Consider the following 12198-nt stretch of genomic DNA (forward strand, 5'->3'; position numbering starts at 1 on the left):
GCTTAAAAATAAGCTGCTCATGGTACCATCGTGTTCCAGATTAAGTTCTTCAATTGCACTGTCATCATTCGTCATCTTGTCAGGCCGTCCGAGCTGGCATATATCATTTTTGAAAAAACTTTTAGCAGCTTAGTGCCGACCTGCAATACAGTTAGCTTACCAGGCTAAAATATAGAGTTTGGAGGGTATACCAGAGGTGTCTTTATACATTTTGTATCTCGGTAACTAAGTGGTAGTAATACATCAATTGCAATACAACACATCAAGGAAAGTGACAACCTTTGAAGCGTTGATTAGGACTCATAGTGACTACAAAACACCCTTGATATCGGAAGAAATATCATTCTAAACTAAACTTTGTAACAGAGCCTCTGTGGTTGGTTACTTCTACTTTAATTTCCTTATTTTTCTTTAAAAATCAGTAAAATTCCCTTCAACTTGTTGCTTACTTTACGGCAATATCGACATGATTTATTGTCTTTCAGTAACGCTGCTGAATGATTATGAATCATTGGCAAACAGCTCTCGTAAAATAGCTATTATGAATAGTGTTTCACACAGCATAACTGCAATTTAAAAGGAAAAATAAAATGTTTACTAAAAACAAAAATGGTTTACTTAATAAGCTTCAAAAGCTAACGTACTCTTTACTCATCGTACTAGGTAGTACACTTATAATATCGCCAAGCTATGCATCTAATACGAGAAATGTTGAAGAAGATTATCAGATAAAAGATCCGAGATATATTGATAGTGAATGGTTTTTATTTTCCAACGCTCAATGTGAGGATAAATTAACAAGTATGACTGGCATGAATAATTTGAAATACGTTTTACCGTTAGAAGTACGAGCTAACGGGTATTGGAACTGGTGGAAATACATGCCGACTTTAGAATGGAATGGTTGGATAATTCTGCTAGACCAAGCTGTATACGCACCCAATGGGAAGTCATTTACAATTATGGTAGCTGCTGGCGCATCAGGGTGGTTACAAGAAGGTAATAACGCAGGCCGTTTTCAGTTTCGCGAAATGGGAACGGGCAGCTATTTTACATGCGATAATAGATAGTACTTGGTTTAGTTTAGCTAATTGAATATAATGTAACGCAATGCTCAACTTTTTAGCCTATTAATTTAGCCCATTGAAGTTGAGCATTGCCTTGGTTCCTATTAAATAATACACATAAACTATATGATAATAACTTTCGGGTAATTCGATTAGTCAAGCTCTATATCGTTCTGCCTTTGGTTTGCTGAATATTAAACCTTTCTACAAGTTAACCAATGGTTGTCTCAACTCGTCGTCGTAACCGATTAAGCTGGCTCCTCCAGTATTTGAGTAAAGGATCAACCATATTACCTTTAACAGGTGTTTCTAGCTGAAGCGCTTTTAACTCAAGCAAGTCAGCTTTAAATTCAGCTCCTAAATACCCTTTATCTCCTAACAACATACCTGACGATATGTCTTCTATTAACTCCCATACAGCTTCCCTTTCGTTTTCACTTGCTGGGATTAATGTAAATCCTGCGATGGCTCCATGAAAATCAAGAATAAGGTGCCCTTCAAAACCATAATAAGTTTATCCTTTGGATGCACAATAGCCATACTCATCCTCTTCTTTAAAGCGGCTACAATTTTTTGCACGCTTAAAATGGCTTACAGATAAAGGAAAACCATCGACAATATGTATAGGGGCATTGATCGTACCCAGTTCGGTTGTCACTTGTTTTTGCAACTGTTGCTTTATTGCCCACAAATTAGCGGCTTGTTTCGCAAACTGGCTTCTCGACCCTATGCTTGGAAAATAAGCTTTCAAATGCTCTTTGAAATATTTCCAGATCGCTGTATCGGCATCAAAGTCCTGAAACTCACCAATCAACTCTATGGTAATCATTTCCGCACCGGACAATAATGAAGACTTAATTCTTCGCTAACGTAATCGCTGTTGCTTTAATAAATCACTTAAAACATCATCGACCGAGCAAAAAGCTGTTATGATAAACTCTTCCAATGACATACCCTTTCCTTTATATCCCTGTTTTCGCAAAACTTAGGATTAGATTAGGGTTTGTCTTTTCAAGTTAATAAAAGTCGAGCATCTCGTTAATGTATGTATTTATCGTTTTAAAGATCGCTCCTTTTGTTTGACTGATAGTAAGGGTAACAATAAAATTTCTATGGTGCCGTATGAAATATTTACAGATCATAACGAGTTGAATGGCTAATATCTAATCAACTATTCTTGATGGCTTACTCCATCAAAATAGCCGATAACCCTGCGAATCGGCTATTTTCACTCAGGGGCGGATGGATCAAAATTCATTATCCTAACGGATAAATTAAATGAACCGCCCTGTGCGGACCAGCATGCTGGGTGGTGTGGGGAGAGCTGGGTAGATACCAGCTCTTACCCGATTAGTCGAACCAATTTAAACATTATCCGCTTTGCTTGAAGGGTTCATCAATCTGTAAAGATAAGGTTTATTATTCATTATGCTTTCCCTTACGTGTGACACCTGCCATAAACAGACGGTCTTATCTTCGCTAATTCCAATAAGCCTTGTATGTAACGAGTGTATTCCAAAAGTAGCCGTAAGATCGCGATATTCTTCGCTAAACTCTATTTTATCAACAGATTTATATTTATCCTTCAAGCCCGTATCTTCATAGCTATTGGTGAGCGATAGAACACCTTCGATTTCAGATACGACCTTTTCTAACTCTTCAACACCACCACATATCAACAGATAAGCGTCGGATTTTAAGACCTTTGAATAAATTAACAGCTTGGCAATATCTTGAAGTATTTTCTTTGATTGATAATCAATTAACTTGCTTGCTTTTTTAATCTCAATCATCACCCGGGGATTGTTTGACTCTGGCTCGAATACAACTAAGTCACACTTTTTTTCACTTCCTGATTTATGAATACCAAGACGTTTCGAAACTTTGAATTCACTTTTAAATAGATCTTTAGCAGGAAAAGATATACTAAATATTTCCTCTATCAAACCTTGGATCTGTAACTCCCATAAATCTTCATCATTTTCTCGTCCTGAGGCAAATTTCGCCGTACGAATCTTTGAAGGCAATACATTTAAAATGTCTTGAGTCCAACGGACAGGACGATTTACGTGATTTGAGGCAATATTTTTAGCATCGTCTATTTCTGCAATATTCTTTTGCACTTCTTTTAAATCTATTACCTCCGGGTCTGCAAAGAGGTCAGAAAAATCAAATCCAGTGTTTTCCTGTATAAAGCTTTCAGTTGGCCTACCGTGCCAACTAGGATCTTCATAATCACCCATACTTACAAGTTCGAGATCGTCTTCATCATTCCAAAACCCCGCGCCTGCTGGGTATCTCTCTATCCAAAGTATTTCGTTGAAAATTTTCGGAATATCTAGATACGTATTCTTAAACCTTTTTTTATATTTCTTAGGTTTTAGTTCTACAAGCAGCTTATCTATCCAAGAAACATCATCGTGCCATCTTTCATAAGTCGGTTCTATTGGTAACGTAACATCTTTTATTGTTCCATTAACCACATCATAGAAAAATTTCTTAGCTATTAATTCCACTGCATTTGTCGGTGAAGTACCGTAATAATTTTTATACTGTGAACATACAACAACCATTTTTGAATCAGGTGTTTTTTGAGCAATCCTCAAATGGCAATACCCATCCGACCCATGAAAGCCTACAAAATTAAAATGCAAATCTCTAATCACACTATCTATATCCTATTGCAATACTCGAAGAATGGGCGGTTAACTACTAATGAACGTCACTCTGACGCAAACCTAACCCCATTGTAGGCCTTATGGTTAGCGGCATCCAGCGGGTAGATACCAGCTCTTACCTGATTAGCATGTTAAGCTTTTTTTTACTTTTGCAATCGTTGTTCTTGAGCACTTAACCGTCCGTATGATTTGACTATAAGATAACCCCTTGGTTAAAAGTCGCTCAATGTTTTCTTGCAGCTCTTTATCTTGTGGCCGTCCCTTGTATTTACCCTCAAGCTTCGCTCTCTGTACCCCCTGTGATTGCCTCCGCTGCCTGTCTTCATAGTCCTTACGAGCTACTGCAGCTAACATATCAAGCATCATGCCGTTGAGCGCTGACAACATCCGCTCTGTAAACTCGTCGGAGCTATTCATAAATTGGTGGCTAGTGGGCAGGTCAAGAGAAACTACTTTAATTCCCTTGCTTGTGATGGTCTGTTTCAACTGTTGCCAATCTTCAGAATTTAGGCGGCTGATACGGTCTACTTGCTCTACTAATAAAATATCTCCTGGCTGGGCAATCTCGATAAGCCTAAATAGCTCTGGCCTTTTGAGTCTTGCCCCTGATTCATGCTCAACAAACCAGTAAGCGACAGTTAAGTTATTTCTAGCAGCAAACTCTTCTAGCTCATTTTTTGCACGACTAGCGTCTTGCTCATTAGTTGATGCTCTTAAGTAGCCATAAACACGCATACAACCCCTAAATAGTCCATTATACATTGGTACACATATAATGGTCCATTATACATAGTATCTTGCTATTTAGTGTACTGGCTTATAGGTAGTCCATTTTAGGTATACCCTAAGTGCACCAGAATTTAAGGAAGATGAAAGAAACTGCGAGCTGAAGTTTCCTTTGTTAGAGGGGGTTGAAGCCCAATGGAACGAAAACGTACGCTAAGCTCCAACTATCTGATATATCAAGAGTTTGTAGATGGATGAATCAAGCGGCTTGGCTGTGTTTACTAAATCGTTTTTAGCTAATTGGTAGACAGTAGTGTCTCCAAATCGATTTTTTAGACACCAAAAGAGGGGCTAACCTTTCTTAACGTACACTTTTGTACTGTTGGACTTCAAACCCCTTAGATATCTCAGTTCAATAATAGGGCTAAAAACCGTTTTAATGATTTTTTAGTCCTATTGTTATGGGTTAAGCCGTTGCAGTAATTCGTTTTCAACAATTAGTTTTCGTAGTGACAATCTATATATGCATTTTATAATGAATAGCCTGTTCCTCTTTTCTTTTTTTCTTATTATTCGTGGTTCTGACTTTGTCCTTCAAATATGCTTGATCGCTTCCGTATGTTGTAGATTGATTTTTGTTTTTTTGACCACTAGCGTTTGTTCTTGTATTTTCATCTTTTCCTCTTCCTTCAATCCATCTTGCTACTATACTAATATCTGTGTCAGGATAATCATTTTTAATATTATCCTTCCATCGCTTGAGAGCTTCCTGACAGTCCTCGCAAGTCGCTCGTGGCCCTAGTAATTCTATCCTTATACTTATTCTGCTTTTTTTAATTCCTAATTTAGTTAAATACTCCCTTAAATCCTTATTAAGCGTCTCTAATAATCGTATTTCCCCATCACTACTAGTTAAATTTAAATCGTTTTTCCCATGATTAGCTCTAACCTTCTTTTCAGAATCTTTATTAGCTCTCACTAATCCATACTCATAAGCTTTATCTTTTGGTGCTTGGTTAATATTAAGTCTATCTTCTCCTCTCGCGCCAAGTTCAATTATTCCTAATGACTCTGGAGTATAAGTTCCTATAAGTCCATCTAAAGAAGAATACACATTACAAGAAATTAGCGCAGCATTGGCCCAAGTATAATGTGAATGATTGAGATTTTTACGTAGCTTATTGATTGACTTAATAGTTAATGCTTTTCTTACATTATATTTTGTTTTGCTTTCATTTTGTTTTTTATTATCAATAGTAACTTCCACCAGTTTATCGCCAGAAGCTAATCTTAACTCTTTTTCATCTCTCCCTTTTTGTCTATCTCTTTTTCTTTTACGAGCCAGTTGTATACTTTTATTCTCTTTTGGCTTTTTTACTCGTTCATACATATCTCAAACCTTTTAAATTTGTCTTTATTCGACAGTATAGGCTGTGTTTCATTGCCTATAACATATTCATTAAATGACCTTTAAGTTTTAATGGTGGCTGATAATTTCCTTATTTGGTGAGATATAGGCCACTTTTATAAAATAGTAATTTAGATATATTTACTTCAAGGTTTTTCTTAATTATTACTACAATATACAACTATAATCCTTTATTTATCCATATTAACCAGTTTTTCAGTTAGATAAACGATTAAGTTATTTAGGCCATTAAAAGCCTATAGACGGTTGAAGTTAGCCAATATCTTATTTCTAAGCTGATATACCATGTAAAAACTATAGACCACTTAAAAAAATATAAATTTTTAAAATGCTAATAAATCATTATAACGAGGTAACAACAATGGCATATTTGCTGTGAATTTTTTATTTAAGCTGTTATGCCTGAAAGGTGGGTTGCAGATGAGACATTCTAAATGTGTGGGTGGTGCATTATAGGTGTACCCTAAATAGACCACCCAACCTCCTTCGATGTAGCTCTACGTAACCCTTTGTATTCGTGCGGTCTTTCTCACATCACTAACTAAGCGTCAGTGCTAACATTAGTCATCACTGAAAGAAAGGAGACGTGATGAAGCGCTTTATATTTGGGTTGGCTCTAGTCTCTATGACAGCCATGTCATGGGCTGGGCAAGCTGAAACGATTACACCTCAAGACCTGTGTACCGAAGATGTATGCAATAGTATCGTGACTGAATCAGATTGGAAGTTTCCTGAAGCCAAGAAAGGCGGTGTTATATATGGTACTATGTCATACACTTTTCGATTGAATAATACACCTGTAGCAGTTCGTAGCTCGTTTGGCGTTGATGGTGGTGTTACTGTATTAAAGCTCAATAATGGCTACATTGGCTTTACACGCCTTTTCAAGGATGGAATTGACGATATCCAAGCCCCTTTTTTATATGCATTTAAAACTCCAGTAAAAAAGCTGCCTAAAAAACTACCTTTTGATAACAACGCCCTTGTATATAGCTACATGTCAAAAGGTATGCAAGAAAAAAACACAACATTAAAAGTATATAAACAGAAAAACCTAGCTGTGATAGTTGGGAATAATAAGGAAAAAACTAACATATATGTGTTAGACCCTCTAATGCCTGACAGTATATTACACATAGTGCTAGCTAAAGAAGGGGTTAAGTATTTAGATCAGATTTTAGGCACCATTAATCACGACATTAAGAATTAAGGAATGTGACATACTCCCACCACTAAACGACTGTCGTCGCTCTAGTGGGGGCTTCTTGTGACCCAGATGGTACTGATACCACCCCTTTCGCTGTAGCACCTACGCTGATAGGTATTGCTACAGGGGAACTCTTTACACAAGCGCTATGTCCTAGCGCATCAGCTAAAGCAAACTGTTTTATCATGATGGCGGCGTTATGGTCTCTATCGTGTATAGCTCCACACTCACACTGCCATTCACGTATTTTCAAAGGCATTTTTTCTTGCTTCAGACCGCAACTGCTGCATGTCTTAGAGCTAGGCGCGAAGCGGTCTATAGTCAATAGATTTTTACCATTCCATTCGCACTTGTAACGTAAGGTTGTGATGAACATACCCCAACCACAGTCGCTTATTGCTCTGGATAGCTTACGGTTTTTTACCATGCCTTTGATATTGAGGTTTTCTACAGCAAAGCTCGTTGCGTGGTTTTTGTCAGCCAGTTTTGCTGTTGCTTGATGAATAAAGTCATAACGTTGGTTAGCTATTTTTTCATGCACGATAGCCACACAACGTTTTTGTTTTACTCTATTATTTGAGCCTTTCTTTTTCCTCGCTAATATTTTCTGTTCGATAGCAAGGCGGGGTAATGAGTGTTTTTGATAATGTGGGTTATCTGTTTTATTACCCTCACTATCAATAATAAAATGACTAATTCCTACGTCCAAACCAAGTGTTTTATCGTCTTCAATAACGGTAGGGATGGGTGCTACAAAGTTATTATCAACCAAAACACTAACAGTATATTTACCTGAAGGTGAACGCTTTACCGTAACGGTTTTTATTTTGCCTTCAAAGCATCTATGAAGCTTGATTTTGATGCCTTTTAGCTTGGGTAAATTGATTTTATTGCTCTCAAAATCAATCGTGACGTGCTGAGGACACTGGAAAGACTGCCAGCCAGAGTACTTTGATTTGAACTTAGGGAATTTTGCACGCCCCTTGAAGAAGTTGCCAAAGGCCGTTTCCAGGTTCAAAAGTGATGCCAGTAAGGTTTGGCTATTGACCTCACCAAGCCAGGGCTTATCCGCTTTTTTACTCGCGACAATACGTTTTTGCAATTCACTTTTAGAGAGACTTTTGCCTGTCTCCTTATAGTGCTTGTCTTTTTCCGCTAAAGCCCAGTTGTAGATATGACGAGCGCAACCAAAGTGCTTATCAATCAGCCCCTTCTGTTCCTTGTCTGGGTAAATTCTGTATTTGTACGCTCTCATGTCGTATATCTTGCCGAACTCTACTTGCAGACTGCCCGCTATCCATCTCCACCCAAACGGCAAAGCGATGCAATGCCGCTATGGATGGAGAATTCCACGGGTTTTGTTAAAAGATCCTTTGCAGGGCTTCTCTGGCTCAACACCTTGAGCTTTGCAGTCTTCTAAGTAGTCGTCAACTGCCTCCTTAAATGCTTCCTGAAGCTCTTTAACGGTTTCCCCTTCATAATTAACCAGAGGGCTAATAAAAAGCACTTTGCCGAATAAAATATTATCTTCTGTGCTGATCTCTACAGAGCCGTGGTAGCCTTTATAGCTTAAAGTGTTCATTGTTAGCACCCCTGCGGTTTATTATTAGTTTTTTTGCACTTTCAGAAGCTTATTAATTTTCACAAACTCTGCAGCTAACCTGTCGTATTCTTTCTTCACCGCAGGGTTTTTAAGCGCTTTTTTCTTCAGTTTATTAAGACTGTTCGTCATCACTTTACCAGCCTCGAATCAAACTCAAATTTTACAATCTTGCCTATTTGAAGCTTATCAAAATCGGGGTGCTCAGGGTTTAAAAGATAGTTTGATTCTTCAGGAATAATAACACTTGGCACCTTAAGCAGCAGAGATAGCTTGTTTTGCACCCAATAGTCTCCTGTAGCTTGGGTTTCTGGCTCCATCTCATAAGACTGCCAGTTCGATGGCAAGCTGTCAGTGTCCAAGTCCATCACTAATGAGCTATCAAACGACACTGGTAGCTTGTGATAACGTTTGAGTATGTCTGACTGCTTAAGATGTACTAATAACTCCATTGAAGCTAGGGCTAAGCTCTCAGCGAGATATACGACGCGTGTTCCTTTTGAGTTCCAGCGACCTCCAAATAAGTACGCTCCTTCGCCGGAAAGCATTTCATGAGGTGTTTTTGCATAATCGGGTGCTGCTATTCTCCAACCTTTCTGCATTAACTAAACACCCCATGCCGAATACGTCCGATCAAGTCCTCTACTTCCTTCGCTCCAAACTCTGTCCGAGCGTGCTCTAGCGGGGTTTCACCTCCAAATAGAGGTTCTGGCGTTTGCAGCCAGTTTCTGGCCTTTACATCATCATCCAGCATCATAGCTTTTGCTAAGTCGTATAGCTGAGCAAACCGATACACCTTGCTAGACTCGTCTGGAGTTAAGCGCCCCGCCTCTTTACGACGGCTAAAGGTAGCCTTTGACATGCCAGATATTTGTAAAAACGTTTTCTGGTCTATGCCTAGCGCTTTCTCAATAGCAGCTATCGCCTTAACTGAAAGACCTTCGAGCAAGGAGTTTTGCACTTCTACCCGGTTAGAGCCTATGACGCGAGCAATTAGCTTTCCCTTTCGTGGTGTTTTCGTTGGGTTAAAGTGAAGCTTTGAGCTTCCGTTTTCTGCGTTTCTAGAGGCTGTCATGATACCCTCTTTTGTTTCATATGATACTTTACAGTATATCATATGATTCATTTGCTATCCTAGTAAAGAAAAATAGCTATAAATCTATAGAAAAAATGCCTAGAGACTTAACCAAAAAAGAAGTGATTGTTTCAATCTTAGGCGTTGCCTGGGTTGGATTGGCATTATATGTGGCAAAAGTGCATTCAAAACCAGCCGCCTACATAATGATACTAGCCTTGCTAGTAGCGTCAGTAGTTGAAAGATATATCACTTATAAACTGGCAAAAACCGGTGATGAGAATGCACTTAATGATCTTCAAAACTATTTTTCAAGAGTGCCTATAATTGTCCAGTGGCTCACTATGATTAGTGTTTTATTTGCTGCTATTTACATCGCCTAAGTACAAACTATTGAGGGAGAGCTGAGTAAATACCAGCTCTTACCCGATTATACCTCCTTCACATAGAATTCTGAATTTTTCTTGACCGCTCGACTTAGCTTTATCCCAACTTCGCCATTTTTCACTTCGTCAACTTCTTGGTCGTTAACTTTGATGGACATTATTTTGACTTTCTTGTAGTCACTATTTTTTCTTACGTACAAATCCATGCCTTTATTCAAGCAAACATCACTCAGGCTAATTATCGCGACAGTACCTGAAGCAAAGTATTCTTTAGGTGCTCCTAGCGATATTAGGCCTTTAGGTCTTAGCTCAACACGACCATATTCAAACAAGCTATCGCGCACCTCACTTTTTGATAAAACTCCACTTTCAATCATAAAATAGGCTTTGTATAAATCATATGTAGTGAGCAAACCACGCTTATCTAGAACTGCGTCTTTTATTTGATTGTCAGTGAATGGGGGGTTGTTTCTTGTCTCTGGGGGAATGTAACGCTGATGGTTTACAATGTAGAGGCCATATACGTCGAATTTGTTTCTTTGTTCAGCTCTACGATACCTAATTTTACTTACCTGCGAGCAGTCTTTATCAGTTGAAGTTCCACCAATTCCCTTGATTTCAACAACTAGAAATTTGTCTCCGCAATCAACCTGAATATCCTCTTCCAAGACATCCGGATTTGTCTCGTCAAAATTGACTACACTTGGAAACTCTAGCCACTTAAAATAGTGCTCAACAGCAAAAACAAGTTTATCCCCAGATTCGGATATTAGATCACGAAGGAATCTAAACCTCCCTTTAATACTTTCTATTGCTTTTTCATTTTCTTCAACTTCTGTCAAATAACGTTTTTCAATGGCTTCTCTTTCGCCAATCAATTCAGCCTCACCAGGAAGCAGATAGTCACCATTGTCAAGCCATCCAAATTGACCATGGAAAGGAAATAGATTTGGAAATATTTCCGACAGGTAATTGTTAAAAAGCTCAAGTAAAAATGATTTCTTATCTTTGATGCACGGAAAAACAAGAACAGCACCTTTTGAGTGAGCATGATAGAACGAAACAATTTCATCATCGTTATTTAAAAGTAGAGGAATGAAATTGTTGTCTTCTACCTGTTTGTTATTATCCCAATGTTTTGGATGATGAAATGCTAAATTATACTTACAGTCATTTGAGTATTTAAGCAAAAATGGGGTAATCTTTGTCACTTTGCCAGGTGACTTAATTTTTCGCCCGGTTTTGTTATGGCAATATGGAAAACCATTATAAAAGCATGTGTTATCCAAATCGTGTTGATTAATTATCCTGTTTTCGTATGAATTAATCTCGACTTCTTGGTAGTGAACACTTTCTTTTGAGCTTGCAAATATAATTACTATCGATTCTTTTTTTAGTATCTCATTAATCTCCTTAGAGAGAATCCATGTTGAGTATGGCCTTGGATTAAATATTTTTTCTGGAAATTCGCTAAGTAACGCGTATGTAGACTTACCTGTTACATTTTCCAGAGAAACTTGATAGTCTTCATGCTCAACTTCCTCATAGAAATCCATATTGAACACAAGTATGTCGTACTCATGAAGATTGACTGGACTTGATAAGTTCAATCTCAAAAAATGTTGTTTACCCCTTGTATTGTTGGGTACTCGAATTAGACGCCCTAACGAACCTTCATTGCAGTTGTAGGCAGCTGCTTTAAATGAATCAACAATAGACTTATCAAGGTCAAAGAGACAGATTTGCGGCGAATCGTGAACAACTTGTGCTTCTTTTTCCATTTTAACGCCCTCATTCTCTTGGGCATCTTGTTTCTTTTTTTTGAACATCTATGGTCCTTCTAGAAGGTATAACTATTAATGAACACCACTCCGACACCACACATTATGTCACTTTAGGAAAACCAATCGTTAAGACTCATGAGTTCCAAAAACAGCCCTTTTTCATTTTCCCTCGTGCACAGCGTTGGCTCTACGTAACCCTTTGTATTCGTGCGGTCTTTCTCACATCACTAGCTAAGCGTTGGTGCT

The 12198-nt window shown here is 38.1% G+C and carries 11 protein-coding genes and 1 pseudogene; 3 read left to right on the top strand and 9 right to left on the bottom strand.

Annotated elements, in window-relative coordinates; genetic code table 11:
- Nucleotides 1-590: 590 nt before the first annotated feature.
- Nucleotides 591-1070, top strand: coding sequence for a hypothetical protein (locus ACQ96U_RS22690; RefSeq protein WP_431723559.1), 480 nt, complete (start codon nucleotides 591-593; stop codon nucleotides 1068-1070).
- 52 nt (nucleotides 1071-1122) lie between these two features.
- Here the strand turns inward: ACQ96U_RS22690 and ACQ96U_RS22695 are convergent.
- From ACQ96U_RS22695 to ACQ96U_RS22710, 4 genes and pseudogenes are all read right to left on the bottom strand, one after another.
- A pseudogene (locus ACQ96U_RS22695) lies at nucleotides 1123-2019 on the bottom strand (IS982 family transposase).
- Between the two features lie 412 nt (nucleotides 2020-2431).
- Entirely contained in the window at nucleotides 2432-3733 is a 1302-nt protein-coding gene (locus tag ACQ96U_RS22700; protein WP_431723560.1) for a hypothetical protein, read from the bottom strand.
- Nucleotides 3734-3868: 135 nt separating this feature from the next.
- Nucleotides 3869-4480, bottom strand: a complete 612-nt coding sequence (locus ACQ96U_RS22705) for a recombinase family protein (RefSeq protein WP_431723561.1) — start codon at nucleotides 4478-4480, stop codon at nucleotides 3869-3871.
- Between the two features lie 508 nt (nucleotides 4481-4988).
- On the bottom strand, nucleotides 4989-5861 hold the full coding sequence (locus ACQ96U_RS22710) for a hypothetical protein (protein WP_431723562.1): 873 nt from the start codon (nucleotides 5859-5861) through the stop codon (nucleotides 4989-4991).
- A 628-nt stretch (nucleotides 5862-6489) separates the two neighbouring features.
- On the opposite strand from ACQ96U_RS22710, the gene ACQ96U_RS22715 reads away from it, so the two are divergent.
- The gene (locus ACQ96U_RS22715) at nucleotides 6490-7110 is read left to right on the top strand and encodes a hypothetical protein (RefSeq protein WP_431723563.1); all 621 of its coding nucleotides are present in this window, start codon (nucleotides 6490-6492) and stop codon (nucleotides 7108-7110) included.
- 22 nt (nucleotides 7111-7132) lie between these two features.
- Here ACQ96U_RS22715 and ACQ96U_RS22720 read toward each other — a convergent pair whose 3' ends face one another.
- The 4 genes from ACQ96U_RS22720 to parS all read right to left on the bottom strand — a co-directional run bounded on the left by ACQ96U_RS22720 (nucleotide 7133) and on the right by parS (nucleotide 9782).
- On the bottom strand, nucleotides 7133-8362 hold the full coding sequence (locus ACQ96U_RS22720; protein ID WP_431723564.1) for an RNA-guided endonuclease TnpB family protein: 1230 nt from the start codon (nucleotides 8360-8362) through the stop codon (nucleotides 7133-7135).
- Nucleotides 8363-8440: 78 nt separating this feature from the next.
- Entirely contained in the window at nucleotides 8441-8689 is a 249-nt protein-coding gene (locus ACQ96U_RS22725; protein WP_431723565.1) for a type II toxin-antitoxin system HicB family antitoxin, read from the bottom strand.
- 149 nt (nucleotides 8690-8838) lie between these two features.
- A complete protein-coding gene (locus ACQ96U_RS22730) occupies nucleotides 8839-9309 on the bottom strand; it encodes an RES family NAD+ phosphorylase (protein ID WP_431723566.1) in 471 nt (156 codons plus the stop codon).
- Entirely contained in the window at nucleotides 9309-9782 is a 474-nt protein-coding gene (parS, locus tag ACQ96U_RS22735; RefSeq protein WP_431723567.1) for a type II RES/Xre toxin-antitoxin system antitoxin, read from the bottom strand. The genes ACQ96U_RS22730 and parS overlap by 1 nt, the downstream gene beginning before the upstream one ends.
- A gap of 95 nt (nucleotides 9783-9877) precedes the next feature.
- On the opposite strand from parS, the gene ACQ96U_RS22740 reads away from it, so the two are divergent.
- Nucleotides 9878-10165, top strand: coding sequence for a hypothetical protein (locus ACQ96U_RS22740; protein ID WP_431723568.1), 288 nt, complete (start codon nucleotides 9878-9880; stop codon nucleotides 10163-10165).
- 47 nt (nucleotides 10166-10212) lie between these two features.
- On the opposite strand, the gene ACQ96U_RS22745 is transcribed toward ACQ96U_RS22740, so the two are convergent.
- Entirely contained in the window at nucleotides 10213-11997 is a 1785-nt protein-coding gene (locus ACQ96U_RS22745; protein WP_431723569.1) for a hypothetical protein, read from the bottom strand.
- Between the last annotated feature and the right edge of the window lie 201 nt (nucleotides 11998-12198).

Source organism: Zooshikella sp. RANM57 (assembly GCF_050749885.1).
In the GTDB taxonomy this organism is placed as follows: domain Bacteria; phylum Pseudomonadota; class Gammaproteobacteria; order Pseudomonadales; family Zooshikellaceae; genus Zooshikella.

Coding starts and splice junctions, on each gene's coding strand:
- ACQ96U_RS22690 (WP_431723559.1), top strand. CDS start 591: ATGTTTACTAAAAACAAAAATGGTTTACTTAATAAGCTTCAAAAGCTA.
- ACQ96U_RS22705 (WP_431723561.1), bottom strand. CDS start 4,480: ATGCGTGTTTATGGCTACTTAAGAGCATCAACTAATGAGCAAGACGCT.
- ACQ96U_RS22710 (WP_431723562.1), bottom strand. CDS start 5,861: ATGTATGAACGAGTAAAAAAGCCAAAAGAGAATAAAAGTATACAACTG.
- ACQ96U_RS22715 (WP_431723563.1), top strand. CDS start 6,490: ATGAAGCGCTTTATATTTGGGTTGGCTCTAGTCTCTATGACAGCCATG.
- ACQ96U_RS22720 (WP_431723564.1), bottom strand. CDS start 8,362: ATGAGAGCGTACAAATACAGAATTTACCCAGACAAGGAACAGAAGGGG.
- ACQ96U_RS22725 (WP_431723565.1), bottom strand. CDS start 8,689: ATGAACACTTTAAGCTATAAAGGCTACCACGGCTCTGTAGAGATCAGC.
- ACQ96U_RS22730 (WP_431723566.1), bottom strand. CDS start 9,309: ATGCAGAAAGGTTGGAGAATAGCAGCACCCGATTATGCAAAAACACCT.
- parS (WP_431723567.1), bottom strand. CDS start 9,782: ATGACAGCCTCTAGAAACGCAGAAAACGGAAGCTCAAAGCTTCACTTT.
- ACQ96U_RS22740 (WP_431723568.1), top strand. CDS start 9,878: ATGCCTAGAGACTTAACCAAAAAAGAAGTGATTGTTTCAATCTTAGGC.
- ACQ96U_RS22745 (WP_431723569.1), bottom strand. CDS start 11,997: ATGTTCAAAAAAAAGAAACAAGATGCCCAAGAGAATGAGGGCGTTAAA.